16 protein-coding genes, 2 tRNA genes and 2 rRNA genes are annotated in these 19,397 nt (G+C 60.8%); 13 read left to right on the plus strand and 7 right to left on the minus strand.

Annotation, left to right across the window (positions count from 1 at the left end; translation table 11 throughout):
* The first annotated feature begins 171 nt into the window (after positions 1-171).
* From rrf (ACIOJF_RS16230) to rrf (ACIOJF_RS16240), 3 genes are all read left to right on the plus strand, one after another.
* A 5S ribosomal RNA gene (gene rrf / locus ACIOJF_RS16230) occupies positions 172-288 on the plus strand.
* Between the two features lie 291 nt (positions 289-579).
* Complete coding sequence (locus tag ACIOJF_RS16235; RefSeq protein WP_105659108.1) at positions 580-1,362, plus strand: SDR family oxidoreductase; 783 nt, start codon at positions 580-582, stop codon at positions 1,360-1,362.
* A 144-nt stretch (positions 1,363-1,506) separates the two neighbouring features.
* A 5S ribosomal RNA gene (gene rrf / locus ACIOJF_RS16240) occupies positions 1,507-1,623 on the plus strand.
* Positions 1,624-1,751: 128 nt separating this feature from the next.
* Here rrf (ACIOJF_RS16240) and ACIOJF_RS16245 read toward each other — a convergent pair.
* From ACIOJF_RS16245 to ACIOJF_RS16255, 3 genes are all read right to left on the minus strand, one after another.
* Positions 1,752-2,819, minus strand: a complete 1,068-nt coding sequence (locus ACIOJF_RS16245; protein WP_402741892.1) for an ABC transporter ATP-binding protein — start codon at positions 2,817-2,819, stop codon at positions 1,752-1,754.
* Positions 2,820-2,884: 65 nt separating this feature from the next.
* Complete coding sequence (gene otsB, locus ACIOJF_RS16250) at positions 2,885-3,664, minus strand: trehalose-phosphatase (protein ID WP_105659110.1); 780 nt, start codon at positions 3,662-3,664, stop codon at positions 2,885-2,887.
* A gap of 41 nt (positions 3,665-3,705) precedes the next feature.
* Complete coding sequence (locus ACIOJF_RS16255; RefSeq protein WP_402741893.1) at positions 3,706-5,169, minus strand: trehalose-6-phosphate synthase; 1,464 nt, start codon at positions 5,167-5,169, stop codon at positions 3,706-3,708.
* Positions 5,170-5,569: 400 nt separating this feature from the next.
* On the opposite strand from ACIOJF_RS16255, the gene ACIOJF_RS16260 reads away from it, so the two are divergent.
* The 5 genes from ACIOJF_RS16260 to ACIOJF_RS16280 all read left to right on the plus strand — a co-directional run bounded on the left by ACIOJF_RS16260 (position 5,570) and on the right by ACIOJF_RS16280 (position 10,482).
* A complete protein-coding gene (locus ACIOJF_RS16260; RefSeq protein ID WP_402741894.1) occupies positions 5,570-6,436 on the plus strand; it encodes a DsbA family protein in 867 nt (288 codons plus the stop codon).
* A 171-nt stretch (positions 6,437-6,607) separates the two neighbouring features.
* Positions 6,608-6,681, plus strand: a tRNA-Thr gene (locus ACIOJF_RS16265).
* Between the two features lie 164 nt (positions 6,682-6,845).
* The gene (locus tag ACIOJF_RS16270; RefSeq protein WP_105659113.1) at positions 6,846-7,796 is read left to right on the plus strand and encodes a DUF808 domain-containing protein; all 951 of its coding nucleotides are present in this window, start codon (positions 6,846-6,848) and stop codon (positions 7,794-7,796) included.
* Between the two features lie 122 nt (positions 7,797-7,918).
* Positions 7,919-9,553 carry a class I SAM-dependent DNA methyltransferase gene (locus tag ACIOJF_RS16275; RefSeq protein WP_402741895.1) on the plus strand — a complete coding sequence of 545 codons (1,635 nt, stop codon included), beginning with the start codon at positions 7,919-7,921 and terminating at the stop codon, positions 9,551-9,553.
* Positions 9,550-10,482 carry a hypothetical protein gene (locus tag ACIOJF_RS16280; RefSeq protein ID WP_105659115.1) on the plus strand — a complete coding sequence of 311 codons (933 nt, stop codon included), beginning with the start codon at positions 9,550-9,552 and terminating at the stop codon, positions 10,480-10,482. Before ACIOJF_RS16275 ends, ACIOJF_RS16280 begins: the two co-directional genes overlap by 4 nt.
* 4 nt (positions 10,483-10,486) lie before the next feature.
* Here the strand turns inward: ACIOJF_RS16280 and ACIOJF_RS16285 are convergent, their stop codons facing one another.
* Positions 10,487-11,104, minus strand: a complete 618-nt coding sequence (locus tag ACIOJF_RS16285) for a GNAT family N-acetyltransferase (RefSeq protein ID WP_105659116.1) — start codon at positions 11,102-11,104, stop codon at positions 10,487-10,489.
* 409 nt (positions 11,105-11,513) lie between these two features.
* On the opposite strand from ACIOJF_RS16285, the gene ACIOJF_RS16290 reads away from it, so the two are divergent.
* Positions 11,514-11,590, plus strand: a tRNA-Val gene (locus tag ACIOJF_RS16290).
* Between the two features lie 56 nt (positions 11,591-11,646).
* Here the strand turns inward: ACIOJF_RS16290 and ACIOJF_RS16295 are convergent.
* Positions 11,647-12,693 carry an LLM class flavin-dependent oxidoreductase gene (locus ACIOJF_RS16295; protein ID WP_105661591.1) on the minus strand — a complete coding sequence of 349 codons (1,047 nt, stop codon included), beginning with the start codon at positions 12,691-12,693 and terminating at the stop codon, positions 11,647-11,649.
* A 201-nt stretch (positions 12,694-12,894) separates the two neighbouring features.
* Between ACIOJF_RS16295 and ACIOJF_RS16300 the strand changes: the two genes are divergently transcribed.
* Entirely contained in the window at positions 12,895-14,565 is a 1,671-nt protein-coding gene (locus ACIOJF_RS16300; RefSeq protein WP_105659118.1) for a threonine/serine exporter ThrE family protein, read from the plus strand.
* Here ACIOJF_RS16300 and ACIOJF_RS16305 read toward each other — a convergent pair.
* On the minus strand, positions 14,562-15,335 hold the full coding sequence (locus ACIOJF_RS16305) for a uracil-DNA glycosylase (RefSeq protein ID WP_105659119.1): 774 nt from the start codon (positions 15,333-15,335) through the stop codon (positions 14,562-14,564). The genes ACIOJF_RS16300 and ACIOJF_RS16305 overlap by 4 nt on opposite strands.
* A gap of 156 nt (positions 15,336-15,491) precedes the next feature.
* Here ACIOJF_RS16305 and ACIOJF_RS16310 point away from each other — a divergent pair, with 156 nt between their 5' ends.
* The 3 genes from ACIOJF_RS16310 (at position 15,492) to groL (ending at position 18,364) form a co-directional block, all read left to right on the plus strand.
* A complete protein-coding gene (locus tag ACIOJF_RS16310; RefSeq protein ID WP_105659120.1) occupies positions 15,492-15,782 on the plus strand; it encodes a DUF3263 domain-containing protein in 291 nt (96 codons plus the stop codon).
* Positions 15,783-15,824: 42 nt separating this feature from the next.
* Positions 15,825-16,430, plus strand: coding sequence for a LytR C-terminal domain-containing protein (locus ACIOJF_RS16315; RefSeq protein ID WP_105659121.1), 606 nt, complete (start codon positions 15,825-15,827; stop codon positions 16,428-16,430).
* A 296-nt stretch (positions 16,431-16,726) separates the two neighbouring features.
* Entirely contained in the window at positions 16,727-18,364 is a 1,638-nt protein-coding gene (gene groL / locus ACIOJF_RS16320) for a chaperonin GroEL (protein ID WP_105659122.1), read from the plus strand.
* A gap of 99 nt (positions 18,365-18,463) precedes the next feature.
* Here groL and ACIOJF_RS16325 read toward each other — a convergent pair whose 3' ends face one another.
* Entirely contained in the window at positions 18,464-19,354 is an 891-nt protein-coding gene (locus ACIOJF_RS16325) for a DUF4031 domain-containing protein (protein WP_402741896.1), read from the minus strand.
* Between the last annotated feature and the right edge of the window lie 43 nt (positions 19,355-19,397).

The raw sequence follows: 19,397 nt of genomic DNA on the forward strand, positions 1-19,397 counted from the left end.
TCAACACACAATAAAACAATATTTGAACTGATGATTTCAATGCTGTTCGCGTTCACTATGCGGTTACGAGACAACAACCTCTAACCAGCAAATACAAGATGAGTTACAAGACTTTGTAGCACCGGAAAACATTGACCAGGAAACGTTTTGGTTTGTGTGCTTCGTGATTGTTACGGCGGTCATAGCGTGGGGGAAACGCCCGGTCCCATACCGAACCCGGAAGCTAAGGCCCACTGCGCCGATGGTACTGCACTCGTGAGGGTGTGGGAGAGTAGGTCACCGCCGGACTTAACTTGAGTAGATGGTTTGAGGCCCTGGTACCGTTTGGTGCCGGGGCCTCACCTGTTTAACGGGAAGGGGAGGGGGAATTGGGCAGCTGGTGCAGCCTGGTTCCCCCTCCCCTCCTGCTCTAACCTCGATAGCTGCTAAGCGACTAAGGCAACCACAAACACTTGACTTAGGCATCATTGTTCAAGGGGCCACTCGAAATGGGCATAGTGTGGGATATGAGCGAGGCTGCGACTGACTCATCGACGGTGACTCGACTCGTCTTCCAATTGCGAAAGAGGGAAACCGAACGTGAGAACTTATGTCGTTACTGGCGCTGCTTCCGGTATTGGCGCGGCCACTGCAGGATTGCTTCGAGAACGTGGGCACAAGGTCATTGGAGTTGATCTACGCGATGCTGAGGTCACTGCTGACCTATCGACGCAGGCGGGCCGGCTAAGCGCCATCAGCCAGACCCTAGAGCATTCCGAAGGCAAGATTGACGCGGTCATCGCGGCCGCAGGCATCTCGGCTCCTAAGGCGATTACCGTCTCGGTAAACTACTTCGGCGTAACCAGGTATCTGGAAGGCCTGCTGCCTGCATTGGGACTCTCGCAGTCACCACGCGTGGCCGTGGTTTCCTCGATGGCCTCGATCCAGCAGAATTCCGCTGAACTCGTTGATGCATTGCTTGCAGGCGACGAGGAAGCAGCTCTGGCCATTGGTGCAGCCTTGGAAGCCGCTGGCCCGCAATCCGGTTACCTGAATTACCCGTCCTCCAAGCGTGCGCTGAGCCGCTGGGTTCGCCGCGAGTGCATCTCGGAGAAGTGGGCCGGCGCAGGGATCCCATTGAACGCTGTGGCTCCTGGCACCGTGATCACCAACATGACTCGGGACCTATTGGCGACAGAAGAAGGCAAATCGATGGTTGACCAGAATGTGCCGATGCCATTGAACTACCACTCTGAAGCCGTGGTAATTGCCAAGCTACTGCTGTGGCTAACGAGTGCAGAAAATACTCACGTCACCGGGCAAACGATTTACTGCGATGGCGGTGCCGAGGCTACGCTCCGCGGGGACGATATCTGGAGCTAGCCCAATTAGCCGGGTATGGCGAAGGACACTATTGGTAACGCGTTCTGAAGTGGCGCATCCACTGCGTGCTTGATATAGTTATGGAGTTGTCGCAATCGCGAATGACACCGTAGTTTTCCCATGGCTAGCCATGAGGTATAGAGTTACGGCGATCATAGCGTGGGGGAAACGCCCAGATCCATACCGAACCTGGAAGCTAAGACCCACAGCGCCGATGGTACTGCACTCGGGAGGGTGTGGGAGAGTAGGTCATCGCCGGGCATAATTTGCCGAAGGCCCCGAACTTATGTTCGGGGCCTTCGATGTTTAACCGGACTCTCGCGCAGCGGACTTAAAGCCAATGGCGGCTTGGAGTTCAATTTCCAAGCCGCCATTGGCGCTAGCCAGTATTAGGCGTTGTCCAAGCGCAGACCGCTTTCCGTATCAAACAGGTGCGCGTGCTGCAGATTTGGTGCAATATTGATGCGCTGTCCACGTGCGGGAGGCGTACGGCCGTCAACACGAACCACGACTATCTGAGTTTCGCCGCCTAGCTCTGCCGAACCGTAGATGTAGGCATCTGCGCCGAGCTCTTCAACAACGTCGACAACAATCTCCACGCCTTCGCCGGCACCGACAATCTCGATGTCCTCTGGACGGAAGCCCAATGTGACTCCACCCTGTGCTCCAGGCGCATCGATAACAGCTGAACCGAAAGCAACCTGTCCATTGGCAGACTGCAACTGCACCAGGTTCATGGCAGGGGACCCGATGAAGCCTGCGACGAAGATATTGCGTGGGCGATCGTAGAGCTCACGAGGAGTGCCTACCTGCTGCAACTCGCCGTCCTTGAGTACAGCAACGCGGTCACCCATAGTCAAGGCTTCCACCTGGTCGTGGGTCACGTACACGGTCGTGACACCGAGCCGGCGGGTCAGCGACGCAATCTGGGTACGGGTCTGCACGCGCAGCTTTGCATCGAGGTTGGACAGCGGTTCGTCCATCAAGAACACCTGGGGCGAACGAACGATGGCGCGACCCATGGCCACACGCTGACGTTGGCCGCCAGACAAGGCCTTGGGCTTGCGGTCCAAGTACTTCTCCAGATCGAGAAGCTTGGCTGCTTCCAGCACGCGCTTCTTGCGTTCCTCCTTGTCGACGCCGGCGATCTTCAAGGCAAAGCCCATATTCTCGGCAACGGTCATGTGGGGGTACAGCGCGTAGTTCTGGAAGACCATGGCGATGTCGCGGTCCTTAGGCGGAACGTTGGTCACATCCTTATCGCCAATGAGAATACGACCGGAGTTTACTTCTTCCAAACCAGCGAGCATGCGCAGGGTGGTGGACTTGCCGCAACCCGAGGGGCCGACCAGGACAAGGAATTCTCCATCTTGGATTTCCAAGTCGATAGCGTCGACGGAAGGCACAAGTGCGCCCGGGTAAATGCGGGTGGCCTTTTCAAAGGTCACAGTTGCCATGATGACAATCCTTTCACGGGCAGGTACGTGCCCGACGATCCGTAGTGAAAGTGAGTTGGGACACTTCAGTGTCGCATGGAAATCAGACTTTTCAAAAGGTGTGGTAATTCACTTGGCGAAAGGATATTATGCGCGGCCGCAGTTGGTCCAGGTCCCACCTTGATGCCCAGATCCGCTGCGCCAAGAACCTTGAATCCGTTCTCGTCGGTCACGTCATCACCGACAAAAAGGACCGCTTGGACGTCGAGTACTTCACGCAACCACTGCAGGCTCTGGCCCTTATCGCCATGATGCACGGTGGCCTCTAGCACCGCTTTGCCTTCAAGCAATTTGATGCCGTCCAAATCACCTAGCGCCTGCCGCGCCTGTGCCAGGGCCTTGGCGGCAACATCAGGTGCTGCCTGGCGGACGTGCAGGACCGTGGCCGACGGTTTGTACTCCACGCTGGCGTTCGCGTGCATCGCAGCAACGCGTTCCAGGCGCTGGGTAATTTGCCCGAGCAGCTCGGACTGCCTAGCGGTCAGCGGCTCATCGTGCCAGATCGCGCCCAGCTGTGGCGGAACCAAGCGCTCGGCACCGTGCGAACCAATGCGAATCTCTGGACGAGGCTCAGGATAGACCTCGCTCAAGGACTGCAGGTTACGCCCCGACACCACCGCGGTGTATACCCCGGGACTGGAAGCCAGCTGCTCGAAGGCAGCAGCAGACTCTTCCAGCGGCCGGGCCTCTCGCGGCCGGTCAACCAGCGGGGACATCGTTCCATCAAAGTCCAAAGCAACTAGTACCCGCTGATGGGCAGCAAATTCAGCCAGCGCGGCCTGCAGGGCAGGGTCAAGGTCAGGCAATGGTATTCCTCATCGGAGATCAGGATTCCTGTCGGAATCTTCTAGCGAACGATTTCGTGCACGGAGGTGGCCGCGTTGATCTCGGCCAGCTCGGCTAGGAAATCCTCGGACCACTTCGAGACGTCGTTGAGTGCCAAGTGGCGGTTCATGCGTTTCATCCGGCGTTCCTGCTCTGCCTCATTCATCTGAACCGCTTCAACGATCCTGGCCTTCATCCCGTCGATGTCGTGCGGGTTGACCAGGACAGCCTGGGTCAGCTGATCGGCAGCGCCGGTGTACTCCGAGAGCACCAGTACACCGCGACCATCCTGGTGCGCAGCGACGAACTCCTTGGCCACCAGATTCATCCCATCGCGCAGGGCCGTGACCAGCAGGACATCGGCTGCCAGATACATGGCGATCATTTCGCGCAGCGGATAGGACTGGTGCAGGTAGCGCAGGGTGGTGTGGCTCAGGGTGTCATGCTGGCCGGTGATCTGCCCGACCATGAGCTCCACCTGGTCACGCAGCTCGATGTAGCTGTCCACGTTTTCCCGGCTGGGGCTGGCTACCTGGATCAGGCAGACATCACCGGCGCGCAGAGTCTGGTCGGAGAGCAGCTCGCCATAGGCCTTCAGGCGGTGGCGAATGCCCTTGGTGTAGTCCAAGCGGTCCACGCCCAGCATGATGGTTTTCGGATTGCCCAGCTCATGGCGGATCTGGGCGGCACGGGCAATGATTTGCGGATCGCGTGCGAGCTTGGCGATTTGCTCGGTATCGATGGAAATCGGATGCGCATTGGCACGGCAGAGATTCTGCATGTCGTTACCGGCTGGGGGCGAAGCCACATCGCCCTTGGTGGAGTAGTCGGTGAAACGGCGCAAGCAGCGCAGGAAATTGCTCGCATCGGTTTCGCGCTGGAACCCGACCAAGTCCGCGCCGGCCAGTCCCTGCAAGATCTGGGTGCGCCAGGGCAGCTGCGAAAACAGGCTGGCCGCCGGGAACGGTATGTGCAGGAAGAAGCCGATTTTCAGATCGGGTCGCGCCAGCCGCAGCATCTGCGGAACCAGCTGCAGCTGGTAGTCGTGGACCCACACGGTAGCGTTCGGAGCAGCGATTTCCAGTACGGCATCGGCGAATCGCTGGTTGATCCTCTTGTAGCGGTCCCACCAGGTGCGGTGGTACTCCGGTGGCACGATGACGTCGTGGTAGAGCGGCCAAAGCGTCGAGTTGGAGAAGCCCTCGTAGTAGAGGGTCAGGTCATCCTCATCCAGGGGGACCGGAACCAGATGGATGTCATCCTTGTCGAAGCTCTCCAGCTTCTCGCCGATACCGCCATGCCAACCCACCCAGGCACCTTCGGACGCAGCCATGACCGGTTCCAAGGCGGTAACCAAACCACCGGGCGAACGCTGGAATCCTTGCGATCCGTCAGGATTGGTGATGCGATCCACCGGAAGGCGGTTGGCTACAACCACAAAATCGTAGGAATTTTCGGTCTTTGTACTCGGCGCTGGGTTACCCACTGCAAACCTCCTGGTTTGTTCAATCTGGTTCACCGGCGTGGTGCAGATTCGTCGGTTCTGAGTGAATGACTTCTCGTCAAATTTCCTCGCTCTTGCTATTTAGCCTAGTGAAAACTGACTGCTAAGGGAACGAAGGGACGGATTTCTCCGTCATATGGGCTACTTCTGCGCATGTGCCGCGTGGTCAGCTAAGGACCGGCAGCAAAGAAACGATATCCGCCGATGACTTGGTTTAACGCTCAACTTAAGGTTTTCGAAGCACTTTGGGTGCTGTATGCGAAAGATATGTGAGTCCTGTGAAGGTGGGGGAATCTTGAGTTTTCAAGGATATTGGCGCTCGGAGTTGGCTAAGCTTGACTCCAGATGATAGTTGTCCGCTGACCAAGGAACCGCCAAATTTATGTCTACAAATAACCCGCGCCCATCGAAGGCAGAGCGAACCGCGAGTGCCCGAGAGAAGGCGGCGCAGATGCGTGCCGCTCAAGATACCGCTCAGAAGCGCAAGTCGCTTTTCGTGAAGCTGGGCGTATTGGCCGCAGTCATTGTGGTCATCGCACTGGTAGTTACCTTGATCGTGCAGAACAACAACGCAAAGGTGGCAGACTCCGGCGCCGTGCCGCAGGGCGCTACCGCAGCCGGTGGCATCATGGTCACCTCGCCGGACACTGTCGCAGAGAAGTCCATCGAGAATGTGGATATCAAGACGCTCGAAGCACCTGCCGAGGCGCCATCGCCTGCTACCCCACGCGACCTGACGGTGGCTGAAAAGGGCGAACCGATCAACATCGCCATGTACGTTGACGCCAACTGCGTTCACTGTGCAGACTTCGAGGCTACCTACGGGGACCAGATCGAGGAATGGCTGGCCAACGGCGACGTCACCGTTGAATACCGCAACGTCGGCTACCTTGACCGTGGTTCAGCAACCAACTTCTCCTCGCGCGGCGCCAACGCATTGGCTTGCGTCGCCGACGAAAGCCCAGAAGCCTACATGGGCTTCGTCAAGGCACTGTGGGGCCACTACCCAGAGGGCGAGATGAAGAACGCCGAGCTGGCCGATCTGGCGATCCAGAATGGCGCTGCGCAGTCCGTTGAAAGCTGCATCGCAGATGACAAGTTCCGTCCATTCGTCCAGTACACCACTACTGCCGGCCAGTACGATGGCGTGGCTGGCACCCCATCGATCTTCGTCCAGGGCAAGGTAGTCGATCTGGCAAAGGAAGACTTCCCAACCGCAGTGAAGGAAGCAATCGCTGCCAACAAGTAAGTCGAACCGGTAGACTCTGGACAATTGTTCGGGATCCGGTAGTATCCTTATTGATCTCGCACCCCGACCGATGGGAAGGAAGCCAATGATGGCTTCCTTCCCATCGGCATTTAACTCGGAGCATCGCCAATTCGCAGTGCCGCAGGGTTTTCGGATATTCTTATTCGGTACGCCCCCTTAGCTCAGCTGGCCAGAGCGTCTGTCTTGTAAACTGAAGGTCACCGGTTCGAATCCGGTAGGGGGCTCTGACCTGGTCCTGGACCAGCAACGGGAACCGTGTCCATGAATCTTCGTGGCGCGGTTTCTTTTTTTAGCCCCAGGTCTTGCCCGAGCCAGCGTCGCGCCTATGGCAGGCTCAAAGATCCCGCCGGTAGAATTTTGCGCAGAACCTATATTTGAGGAGCCGACCATGGCCGGAGGCCTTGCAGCACTATTGGACGACGTGGCGGCGCTGGTGAAAGTCACCGCGGCATCGCTTGATGACATCGCGCTGGGCGCTGGCAAGGCCAGCACCAAATCGCTAGGCGTCGTCATCGACGATGCGGCAGTCACCCCGCAGTACGTGGCCGGACTCTCGCCCAAGCGCGAGCTTCCAATCATCTGGAAGATCGCCGTTGGGTCTATCCGGAACAAAATGCTGTTCATCCTTCCGGTGGCGCTGATCCTATCGCAGTTCGCTCCATGGGCGCTGACCCCGATCCTGATGATCGGTGGCGCCTATCTGGTTTTCGAAGGCGCCGAGAAGCTGCTTGAGGCGATGGGCGCGATCAAGCACCACACTCCGGGCGGCAAGGAGGGAGTGCGCGACGAGAAAGCGATCATCGGATCGGCAGTGCGCACAGACCTCGTGCTTTCCGCGGAGATCATGGTCATCTCGCTGAACGAGGTGTCCCACGAGCCATTCTTGAATCGCGCGCTGATCCTGATTGTGATCGCCATCCTGATGACCGTCGTGGTCTATGGCGCCGTGGGCTTGATCGTCAAAATGGACGACATCGGACTGCACATGGCCGCCAAGCCGCGCCAGCTCACGCAGAAGATCGGGCGCGGCCTGGTCAAGGCGATGCCCATCGTGATGTCCATCCTGAGCAAGGTCGGCGTGATCGCGATGCTCTGGGTCGGCGGGCACCTGCTGCTGGTCGGCATGGACGAACTGGGCTGGCACGCACCGTACGGCTTCGTGCACCACGTTGAACTGCTGGTCCACGACGCGACCGGTCAGGCCGGCGCCGTGCTGGGCTGGCTGGTGAACACCGCCTTCTCCTGCCTTGCCGGTTTTATCATGGGTACCGTGATTACCGTCATCATCCTGGGCATCCAGAAGCTGCGCCACAAGGGCAAAGCCGAAGCAGACCACTAGGAACAGGAATCAGCCAGATGCCCGCGCACGTAGAATAGAGAAGTTGCCGCCCGGACTCGGTCTACCGGTCCAGCCCAACTGTCTGGCCTACGTGGAAAGATCGATGCGTGTTGAGTAGAGAATTGACAGATCAGGCCACCGCCCGCCATGCGCGCGGAGCCTACTTCACCCCGGAACCCGTTGCCAGCTTCATGGCGCAGTGGGCGCTGGGGGAGCAAGGATCCAAGGTCCTGGAACCCTCCTGCGGTGAAGCGCAATTCCTTGCCGCTGCCCATCCGGTGCTTGCAGATGGCCGAGACCGGGTCGAGCTGGTGGGCCTGGAACTGCACGAACCATCGGTGCAGGCCGCCCGTGAGCGGATGAGCGCCGCCGGGATCGACGCGCGCATCAAGCACGCCAACTTCTTCGAGGTCACCGGCTACGCCGAGTACGACGCTGTCATCGGCAACCCTCCCTACGTGCGCTACCAGCTGCACCGCGGGGCTGACCGGCAGCTCTCGCGCGCCGCGGCCAAAGCCTCGGGCGTGGAACTGAATGAACTTGCCAGCATCTGGGCCGCTTTCGTCGTGCATGCCACCAGCTTCCTTGCCGTCGGCGGGCGCCTGGCCCTGGTGCTTCCGGCAGAGCTGATGTTCGTGAACTATGCCGGGCCTGTCCGCCAGATGCTGCTTGAACGCTTCGCCAGCGTGCACCTGGCCGTCTTCGAAGAGCGCTTGTTCGCCGACGCGCAGGAAGAAGTGGTGCTGCTGCTGGCCGAGGGCTACCGCGAAGGGGCTAGCGGTTCCTTCAACCTGCACCAATTCCGCAATGCGCTGGATCTGCAAGCCCTGGGCGAAGGCACCCGCCACACCCCGGTGCGCATGAACGAGCGCTGGACCGGTTCCCTGGTCGGCCTTGAAGCCCAGGGGATCTTGTCGGCGGCACTGGCCGCCGGCCGGATGGCGCCGCTGCAGTCCTGGGGCGAAACCTCGCTGGGCGCGGTCACCGGCAATAATAAGTGGTTCACCCTCTCGGCCCAGCAGATCCAGGACCTGGGGCTGGCCCGCGAGGACCTGATCCGGATCTCGCCTCCGGGCTCGCGCCACCTGCGCGGGCTGGAATTGAGCGAGGACGGCTGGGAAAAGCTCGCCGAGCACGGGGCAGCTGCCTACATGTTCCGCCCCGGCGCGGAACCCAGCGGTGCTGGTGCGCGCTTTGTGGCCAGCGGTGAACTGCAGAACGTCGACCAGGCCTACAAGTGCAAGGTGCGCTCGCCATGGTGGCGGGTGCCGGTGCTCTCGGTGCCGGACCTGTTCATGACCTACATGAACGCCGACACCCCGCGGTTGACCGCCAACGAGGCCGCGGTGCACCACATCAACTCGATCCATGGGGTGTACCTCGGCGCCGATGCGCGCGAGCTGGGCCGCGAGCTGCTCCCGGTGGCATCGCTCAATACCCTGACCATGCTCGGAGCCGAAATGGTGGGCCGCTCCTACGGCGGCGGCATCCTGAAGCTGGAACCGCGTGAAGCCGACCAGCTGCCGGTCCCGGCGATCGGCATGGTGCAGCGCTATGCCCGGCAATTGCGTGCCATCAAGCCGGCGGTGCGTGAACTGCTGGTGCAGGGGCGCAAGCAAGAGGCCACCGACCTGGTGGACCGCGTGGTGCTCGAGCAGCTGCTCGGCTTGGAGCCGGATGCGCTGGAGGCGGTCCGCACTGCGCGAATGAATATGCTCGAACGCCGCAAGGCCAGAAGCAAAGCCGTGAGGGGATGAACGTGGCCAATCCTGCGATCGAAAAGACCTTGGCCTTTGCCGAATTCGATACCACGTTGATGTCAGCGGCGAAGGATTCGCCCTGGCTGGGCAATGGCGCGGTAACCGAGGAATTCAACCCGTCCTTCCCGGTGCTCGAACGCCTGCTGAGCATCCCGGTCCGCAACAAGGCGGTCACCCGATCGGGCCGCTTTGCCCAGGGCGTGGACGCATGGCTGGCCCATGAATTGCGCCGTGCCGGATTCGATGCGGATCTGGTGTGGCCGCGTCCCGAGGCGCCCCGGGTCTTGTCCAGCGACATCCTGGAACTGCTGCGCAAGCTGCCGGAGCGGCTGGCCGACGAGGTGCACGAGTCCATCATGGCGGGCAAGGCGGGCAGCATCGACGCGCGCATCCTGGGCCGCGCCTACATGAAGCAAACCGACGTGGTGATGACCCATTGGTCCACCGGTCCCGAGCTGCTGCTCAGCACCAAGGCGATGACCTCATCCTTCGGCAAGAACCTGGCCAACCGCTATGAAGAGGCCTATGGGGATGCGGCTAACCTGCGGGCCCGCTACCCGCTGGCAGCCGTCGGGTTCTTCTTCGTGCAGCGTGCCACGATCCTGGAATCCGAGCCGGCCGCCTTCCGCCGCACCGTGGACATGATCCGCAAGCTGCGCGACTTCGGCGACGGCTTCGGGTACACCGCCACCGGCCTGCTGCTGGTGGATTGGGATGAGAGCGCAGAGGATCCCGAAGTGAAATGCGTCCACGCTCCGGTGCCCGCGGATATTGCCGCGCCGCAGTTCCTCAACGCCATGGTCGATGCGGTCCTGAAGGTCACCCCGATTGACCTGCACGAGGCCGCTCGCGCTCGCCGGGCCGGAGAAGTTGCCCCGCTGCCGGGCCACGGCTCCGTGGACGAACAGCAGGACGCCCTGTTCTAGGCGGTCACATCACCGGCACGGCGGAGGCCGGATCATCGGATCCGAACTGCGCGGCGAATCCCTGGACCGGGGCCGGGCCGGCCATGAGGCTCGGGGCTGGCATCGCACTTTCGGGAAGGTGGATGGCCACGTGGTCCTCGGAGGCCTGCGGCAATTGCGCGGCCCACTGCCATGCGGCCTCGGTGGCCCGGTAGATGAACTTCAGCTGCCCATCGTGCTCGAAGCTGCGCTCGCGCTGCCACAGTTCCGAGCGCTCGTAGAAGGCCCAGGATGCCGGGTTCTGCGAATCGATGACGCTGATCGGAGTTTTGCCCGAACGCAGCGCGTGGGCAAGGCGCAGCGACGTCGCATGCTGGCGGATGCCCAGGCGGCGGTAGTCCGGGCGCACGGCCATGCAACCGAGCTCCACGGCGTTCATCGAAGAAGTCGGGGCAATGATGGAATCATGCACGAGGCCTGCGGCAACCAAGGTGCCCTGGTCGCGCACGGTCACAAGCAGCGAGAGCCGGTCGAACTTCTGGTTCCAACGCTGGTCGACCAGGGGGTAAAGGGTCGCTAATTCGGCGCGCTGGGCCGGCTGAACGCATAGGGATGACAAGGAAAAGTTCAGGTTTTCAAACACTGGGTACGGTCCTAAATTCTAAGAACGAACGAAAGATGAGGCTTTTGCGCGGTGGAAAAATCCACTGCGCGGTTTCGTTGGCCTTGAGGGGACCGATGCCGGCGGCTTCCGGCAACTTCCTTGTAGGGTCCAGTTTGAGCTCGATGAGCTAGAAAAATTATGGAGTCTAAAGTCCCTTTTTGACAAGTGGAAATGGGTACTTTTAGGTGAATCGCAAATAAACTATTCGGCGCTGTTTTTCTGCTCTACTCATTGCCTGAACCGCGACTGTTCGAACCTGCGCTGGAAGCGGCATTTCGGCGTGTTCCGGGGACGGATTCCGGGCGCTGGAACCGGTGGCCGATTTGGAGTGAGGTCCACGGCCCGGTAGGATTGCTTATGCGCTTGGCTTGCAAGTCAGGGCGCAGATGGATCTTTAGCTCAGTTGGTTAGAGCGTTCGCCTCACACGCGAAAGGTCGCTGGTTCGAGTCCAGTAAGATCCACCAAGAACGAAAGCCACCGCAATGCGGTGGCTTTCGCTGTTTCCGGGACAGCCGGGATCCTAGGCGCCAAGCAGCTGGTGCACCATGGGCTTGACCTCTTCTCCGAGCAACTTGATGCTGTTCATCATCGCCTCGTGCGGCAAGGAACCGGCAGAGTACTTGATGTCAACGCGCGACAAGCCCAGCTGCTGGGCCACCTTGGCCATCTTCCGTGCCACAGTTTCCGGGCTGCCGGCCATCATGGCTCCCTCGGGCCCCATGGAAGCCTGCAAGCGCATCTTGCTGGCCGGCGGCCAGCCTCGTTCGGCGCCCAGCCGATTCATGGTGCGCTGGTAATGCGGCCAGAGGGTTTCCAGGGCCTCCTGGTCGGTGGAAGCCACCAAGCCATGGAAGTGCGCCGAGACCGGCAATTCTCCATGGCCGAACTCCTTCAGCGCACGGCGGTAGAGGGTTGCCAAGCCTTCGAAGGCCGAGGGCTGGCCGCCGATAATGGCCAAGCACAACGGCAAGCCATGCCGGGCCGCGCGGGTGACCGACTGCGGGCTGCCACCCACGCCCACCCAGGTGGTCAAGGGCTGGTCTTCCAGCAGCGGGTAGATCTGCTGGTTGCGCAAGGCGGCGCGGTGCTTTCCCTGCCAGGAAACCGGGGTGCCGTGGCGGAGCTTGGCCAGCAGATGCAGCTTCTCTTCGAACAGGTCCTCGTAGTCTTCAAGATCCAGGCCGAAGAGCGGGAAGGATTCGATGAAGGAGCCGCGGCCTGCGATGATCTCGACTCGCCCGTTGGAGATCGCGTCCAAGGTGGCAAAGCGTTCGTAGACGCGCACCGGGTCGTCGCTGGAGAGCACGGTCACCGCGGTGCCGAGCTTGATGCGCTGGGTAGTGCTGGCCAGGGCGGCCAGAACCATTTCGGGGGAGGAGATGGCATAGTCATCGCGGTGGTGCTCGCCGACACCGAAGAAATCAAGACCCGAGGCTTCGGCCTGCTGCCCCTCGGCGATGACATTGCGGATCACCTGGGCATGGCTCAGCGGGTTGCCCTGGGCATCCTCGGTGATGTCGCCGAAGGTCTCGGCTCCGATTTCTGGCAATGGGAACTGCGTATTCATTGGATCCTCCGGATTATATGCAAACACATCTAACTTCTGCATGGTGCAACCAACTGCCGAGCGCCGGTATTCCAGTGGCCGAAAATACCCTTAAATGTGTTCGGCGATACCTCCCGAATTCGCCACGTTCCCGACAACTTTTCATGCACGGGTTGTATGGTGAATCCCATGGGAAAAACTTTGGATGAGGGGGCATGATTCGTGGCGCATCGATCTAGCGAGGAACAGGCCGCCTCGTCGAATGCCGTAGGCGAGGATCCGGCTCCGCTAGCTGGCGTCTTGCCCCGCATTGCCACTAGTGAGATCAACATGGGCTTCCATCCGGCAGAGCCCGCCGAAGAGCCGGCAACGGCATCTGAACTACCGCTCAATACGGCGGTCAGCGCCAACGTGGCGGCTGCCGATGTCTCGGATATCGAGTGGCGCACCGGCCAGGTCCACACCACCGATGAGGGCATTACCCTCATGCCTACCCGCGCCAACCCGGTGGCCCGTCGGCTGCTGGCGAAAATGTGGATCTCGGATACCCCTCCCACCGAGGCGCTGAACATCGTTGAGCGCCTGCAGGGCACCCCCTACGCCAACCCCAAGGTCAATGTGGACCAGGACGCGTCCAACCGGCGCACCATGGAGTTCGCGCTGGATTTGGGCGAGACCTTGATCCGCTACGGCGCAGGCGCCTTGGAAGTGGAAACCAGCGTGATCGCGGTGACCGCGGCACTGGGCTTGAGCCACTTGGATGTGGACATCACCAACCAGTCCCTGCATTTGAACTACAGCCCGCCGGACGCCGAAAGCTACTCGGTGCTGCGTGTGGTCCGCTCCTACACCTCGAACTACGCCGGCATGGTGCTGGTGCACGAACTCGTCTCGGATATCATTGCCGGCGGCGTATCGCGATCCGTTTCAGCGAAGCGGCTGAAGGACATCACGCGGCAGCCCAAGCCGTTCCCGCGCTGGATCGTCGCCTGCGGCCGGGCCGTGTTCGCGGCCGCGTTCGTGCTCTTCATTGGCGGCTCGTGGGCTGGTGCGCTGGTGGCGATGCTGTCCTCGAGCCTCGTGACGCAGATCGGCCGATACGGCTCGCGCTGGAGAGTGCCCGAGTTCTTCACCATCGCGGCCTCGACATTGGTGGTCACCGGCATTGCCTTGCTGGGGCATCAATTCCACGCTCCGCTGGATCCGGCGCTGGTGGTCTCTGGCGGCATCTTGCTGCTGCTTCCGTCGGGCAGATTCGTTTCGGCATTGCAGGATGCCATCAACGGCTTCCCGGTGACAGCGGTAGGCCGGTTGTTCTCGGCCAGCCTGATCTACGGGGCGATCCTCTGCGGAATTGCTACGGCCCTGGTGATCTCGGATCTGCTCGGGGGAGAGAAGGTCGACGTTCACCAGATCGTCCAAACCGACTATCCGGCCTGGCTGCTGGTGGTCTTGGTGGGCGTGGCCATTGTCGCCGGTGCGGTCACCGAGCAGAGCGCGCTGCGCCTGCTGCTGCCTACCGCCGGCATTGCGGTCGGCGGCTACCTGGTGCAGCTGCTGGCCGAAAGCATTGGACTCGGAGACCGGGCTACCCCGGCGCTGGTCGCCACGGTGATCGGTTTCGCCGCGCGGCTGGCGGCGGACAAACTCCGCTCCCCGCAGCTGGTGCTAGCGGCTCCTGCGGTCATGTTCCTGCTTCCGGGCCTGATGATCTTCCGCGCAATGTACGGCATCGTCATCAACGTCAATGACACCGCCACGGGACTGGTGGAGATGTTCAACGCCATGGCGATCATGCTCTCCATCGCTGGCGGCGTCGTCTTCGGCGATACGCTGTGCCGTCCATTGACCTCCAGCGCCCGGCGTGAGCGCCGGCGGATCCGCCGACGCTAGGCTTTCGGCAACGACCAGTCAATCGGCTTCTGTCCGCTGTCGGACAGGAGCCGATTGATGCTTGAGAAGGGCTTGGAGCCGAAGAACCCGCGCGAGGCTGAGAGCGGCGAGGGGTGGGCGCTTTGCAGCTGCACGGCGTTGGACAGGGACTCGGAGAGTTTCTGCGCATGCTTGCCCCAGAGCAAAGCCGCCGGAGGCCGCGGACGGTCATTGAGCGCGGTGAGGATGGCATGCAGAATTGGCGCCCAACCCAGCTTCTGATGCGAGCCGGCATTGCCAGCGGCTACGGAGAGCACCTGGTTCAGCAGCAAGACGCCTTCGGAAAGCCATGGACTGAGGTCTGGATGCGCGACCGGCTCCAGTCCCAGATCGGAGTGCAATTCCTTGTAGATATTGGCCAAGGAGCGCGGCAGCGGACGCACCTGCTTGTTGGCCGCGAAGGCCAAACCGTTTGCGTGGCCGGGTGTCGGATATGGGTCTTGGCCAACAATTAGGACCTTGACTTCGGACAATGGCAGGCTCAGTGCGCGGAACATCACCTCCGGTGCCGGCAGGATCTGTTCACCGGCCGCCGAACGGGCCGCCAAATCGGTGGCCAGGGAACGCAGCAGCGAGTCCTGCTCGCAGAGTGCCGGTACCCAGTCTGCAGCGATAAACCCGTGGTCGGCCATGGATTGGGCACCATGGTAGAACGGGAAATCAGCCGCTTCGTACACTGGTGTCCGAGCTGGCTGGGGTGCATCGAAAAGTGCTGGCTGCAAATCGTCCATAGGGGTAATTGTGCCGTTTTTCTGGCGTGCCTGTGCTCGGCCACACGGTGTTAGGCAAGCAGATTGGTTAGAATATCGGTGGTATGTCTACCGATGGTGGATTACATGCATAGCCGAAACCCGAGAAAACTGGTCCAAGGACAGAGGTGAGAACGTATGGCTGAGAATGAATTGCTGGTGGATTTCGTCATGAACCCGGATTCGGAATTGGATGAGCGTTCGCAACAGATCCTCAACCTGGAAAAGTTGTGGTGGAAGTATGCCGGGGCCAAGGAACAAGCCATTACCAAGCAGTTTTCGATGTCGCCGACGAATTACTACCAGCTGCTGAACCAGCTGATTGAAACCGACGCGGCACTGGCCTACGACCCGATGTTGGTCAAGCGCCTGCGCAGAGCACGTTCCACAAAACGTCGCGTGGGCGGTAAGGTCGGCACGGGACGATAACCCTGCCTGCCGTGACCAATCAGACCTCGAGCAAGGACAAGAATGACCAACTACCCGCGTGACGAATTTGATCGCGTTCCGGAGTTCAGCACCCGTGTGGGTTCGCACCACGCCCACGGATGGGCGCAGTCCGCCGCGTCGAAGTCAACCGGTGGGAAATTGCGCTGGGTAGTGCTGACCGCTGTACTCGTGCTGGTGATCGGTGCCTTGTCCTTCATCTTCGGCCCTCAGCTCAAGGAGACCCTCGCGACTTCCACGGGAAGCGACACCTCGCAAACCCAGGAAGTCACCGCCGAGCCCTCCGTGGAACCCACACCTAGTGAATCCGCATCGCCAACGAGCACCATCGATGACGAAGACGTGCTCTACGGCCAGCTGATTGGCGTGTACAACGCGGCAAGTGTTGCCGGTCTGGCTAATGAAGGCGAAGACGCCATGGCCGAAGCCGGGTTCACCAGCATTGTGGCCGACAACTGGACCAGGCCCGCAGAAGTCTCCACGGTTTATTACATGTCCGAGTCCTACCGCACTACCGCTGAAAAAGCTGCAGAAATCCTGAATATCGACGAAGTTCTGCAGACCAGCAACATTCCGAACCGGGTCACCGTGGTTCTGGGCTCCGATGACACCCTGGGGCTAAACGAATAATTCGTTCATAATTCCATTCGCTCAGAGCCGATCGGCTTGCACTCGCCATGCGAGAGTGCCAATATTTGTATTAGCACTCATGCGTTGCGACTGCTAACGCCGGTCGGCTTTTGCGTTCTCCAAGAACTTCATGAAGCACCGGACAGCGGATGCAGGGCGTGGGAGTGGAAAATACCTCAGATAGCGAGAGCTGAAACGGTTGCTGGCCCGATGCCGCACCGGTCCACTCGTCCGTCGCGGGCGCTGTCTGTCGGTTGCATTTTCGCAAAATCGTCCCGAAAGGACCGTACGCCACAATGGCTAAGATGATTGCATTTGACGAGGAAGCACGCCGCGGACTTGAGCGCGGCCTGAACACCCTTGCTGACGCGGTGAAGGTCACCCTGGGCCCACGCGGCCGCAACGTTGTTCTGGAAAAGAAGTGGGGCGCTCCTACTATCACCAACGACGGCGTGTCCATCGCTAAGGAAATCGACCTCGAAGAGCCTTACGAGAAGATCGGCGCAGAGCTGGTCAAGGAAGTTGCAAAGAAGACCGACGACGTCGCTGGAGACGGTACCACCACCGCAACCGTGCTGGCACAGGCACTGGTCAAGGAAGGCCTGCGCAACGTTGCCGCAGGTGCTGACCCAATCGCACTGCGCCGCGGTATCGACAAGGCCGTAGAAGCTGTTACCGCTGAACTGTTCGCCGCTGCGAAGAAGGTCGAATCCAAGGAGCAGATCGCTGCTACCGCTTCGATCTCTGCTGGCGATCCGGAAATCGGCGCACTGATTGCTGAAGCTCTCGACAAGGTCGGCGAGCAGGGCGTTATCACCGTTGAAGAATCCAACACCTTCGGCCTGGAGCTGGAGCTGGCAGAGGGCATGCGCTTCGACAAGGGCTACATCTCCGCTTACTTCGTCACCGACGCTGAGCGCCAGGAAACCGTTCTCGAGGACCCTTACGTCCTCATCGTGAACTCGAAGATCTCCTCGGTCAAGGACATGGTGACCTTGCTGGAGAAGGTCATGCAGTCGAACAAGTCGCTGCTGATCATCGCCGAAGATGTCGAGGGCGAAGCCCTGGCTACCCTGATCCTGAACAAGATCCGCGGCCTGTTCAAGTCCGTTGCTGTCAAGGCTCCGGGCTTCGGCGACCGTCGCAAGGCCATGCTGACCGACATCGCTATCCTCACCGGCGGCCAGGTTGTTTCCGAGGAAATCGGCCTGTCCCTGGACAACGTAGGCCTGGAAGTCCTCGGTACCGCCCGCAAGGTCGTTATCACCAAGGACGAGACCACCATCGTTGAAGGTGGCGGCGAAGCCGACGCCATCGAGGGACGCAAGGCCCAGATCGCAGCCGAGATCAAGAACACCGACTCGGACTACGACCGCGAGAAGCTGCAGGAGCGCCACGCAAAGCTCTCCGGCGGTGTCGCTGTGCTGAAGGCCGGCGCTGCTACCGAGGTAGAGCTCAAGGAGCGCAAGCACCGCATCGAAGATGCCGTGCGCAACGCCAAGGCAGCTGTTGAAGAAGGCATCGTCGCCGGTGGTGGCGTTGCACTGATCCAGGCTGGCGCTGCAGCATTCGAGAAGCTGGTTCTGGAAGGCGACGAAGCTACCGGTGCGAACATCGTCCGCGTTGGCATCGAAGCCCCGCTGAAGCAGATTGCCCTGAACGCTGGCATGGAGCCAGGCGTTGTCGCTGACAAGGTCAAGGGCCTGCCAGCAGGCCACGGCCTGAACGCTGCAACCGGCGAATACGTCAACCTGCTTGAAGCTGGTGTCAACGACCCAGTGAAGGTGACCCGTTCGGCACTGCAGAACGCGGCATCGATCGCTGGCCTGTTCCTGACCACCGAAGCTGTTGTCGCAGATAAGCCAGCTCCTGCTGGCGCTGCCCCAGCCGGTGGCGATGACATGGGTGGCATGGGCGGAATGGGCGGCTTCTAAGCTTCCCGCACGCACTAAGCACGCAGTAATCGCGCCGATGGCCCGGATCCTTTCGAGGGATCCGGGCCATCGGCCGTTTAACGTGGGCCAAGCGTTGCACTATAGCCAGCTGTGCAGCAGCTCCAGCTCGGTGCCCAAATTGTTCCGCGCGCGCTGCTCCCAGCGCCGGGATCCGGCTTGGGTGCCGTAGATCATTTCTTTCTCCAACAGGCCGCTGAGGATCTTGCTGCGCCCGGAAGCAAGCACATGGCGGGGAAGATGCCCGTACTCCTTGTAGATCGCCTCGGCATAGCGCTGGTAGGCCGAAGCGGGGCGGGCCAGGACCTCCAGATCGGCATCGCAGAGGATATGGCCCAGGCGATCGGTTTCTGCCGGGGCATGCTTGGCGGTGAGCATGACCAGCCCGCTGACCTTCGAGACGGCGCCAGGGGAGAGGACTCCCCACAGCCGTTCACGGGCCAAGGTGGCCGATTTGAACTCGTCTTCGCTGGTTCCTGCGTAGACGGCGTCGTGGAACCACGCAGCGAGTTGGAGCAGCATGAGCTCTTCGGGATCGGCCTGGCCTTCAGCCAGCCAGTCGATGGCTTCGAGCACCGAGAGCAGATGCACCCGGTCGTGGTAGTGGCGATGGCTCTCGGACCAATAGCCCAACAGCTCGGTTCCGAGCTGAGGCTCGGTGGGCAAGGTGCGGGACCACCGCCGGGTGAGGACGGTTCCCAGCTTCTCCGGACGGTATTTGGCTGGTATCCGAATCCCGGACTTGACCAGTGCGCGGACCAGCTCGGATCCGGAGACTTCAAGGGCGCCAGCTGCCACGAGCCGATCGTAGCGTTCGCGAGGCACATCGTAGTGATCCCGGTCGAAAGCTCGGCGGGAGATTTCTTGCTGCCCGGCGAACTCATGGAGTTCAGCCAATGAAGTATCCGACACCAAGTGGGCAAAGAGCGTGCCGTGGGCAGGCCAGCGCGGCGGGTCGATCAGAATGCTCATAAGGCTAAGCCTACTGATCAACCGGCCGTCGCGTCTGCGGTTT

The sequence above is a fragment of the Glutamicibacter sp. NPDC087831 genome, assembly GCF_044742845.1.
Lineage (GTDB): Bacteria > Actinomycetota > Actinomycetes > Actinomycetales > Micrococcaceae > Glutamicibacter.

Coding starts and splice junctions, on each gene's coding strand:
- ACIOJF_RS16245 (WP_402741892.1), bottom strand. CDS start 2,819: ATGGCAACTGTGACCTTTGAAAAGGCCACCCGCATTTACCCGGGCGCA.
- ACIOJF_RS16260 (WP_402741894.1), top strand. CDS start 5,570: ATGTCTACAAATAACCCGCGCCCATCGAAGGCAGAGCGAACCGCGAGT.
- ACIOJF_RS16270 (WP_105659113.1), top strand. CDS start 6,846: ATGGCCGGAGGCCTTGCAGCACTATTGGACGACGTGGCGGCGCTGGTG.
- ACIOJF_RS16280 (WP_105659115.1), top strand. CDS start 9,550: ATGAACGTGGCCAATCCTGCGATCGAAAAGACCTTGGCCTTTGCCGAA.
- ACIOJF_RS16295 (WP_105661591.1), bottom strand. CDS start 12,693: ATGAATACGCAGTTCCCATTGCCAGAAATCGGAGCCGAGACCTTCGGC.
- ACIOJF_RS16305 (WP_105659119.1), bottom strand. CDS start 15,335: ATGGACGATTTGCAGCCAGCACTTTTCGATGCACCCCAGCCAGCTCGG.
- ACIOJF_RS16310 (WP_105659120.1), top strand. CDS start 15,492: ATGGCTGAGAATGAATTGCTGGTGGATTTCGTCATGAACCCGGATTCG.
- ACIOJF_RS16315 (WP_105659121.1), top strand. CDS start 15,825: ATGACCAACTACCCGCGTGACGAATTTGATCGCGTTCCGGAGTTCAGC.
- groL (WP_105659122.1), top strand. CDS start 16,727: ATGGCTAAGATGATTGCATTTGACGAGGAAGCACGCCGCGGACTTGAG.
- ACIOJF_RS16325 (WP_402741896.1), bottom strand. CDS start 19,354: ATGAGCATTCTGATCGACCCGCCGCGCTGGCCTGCCCACGGCACGCTC.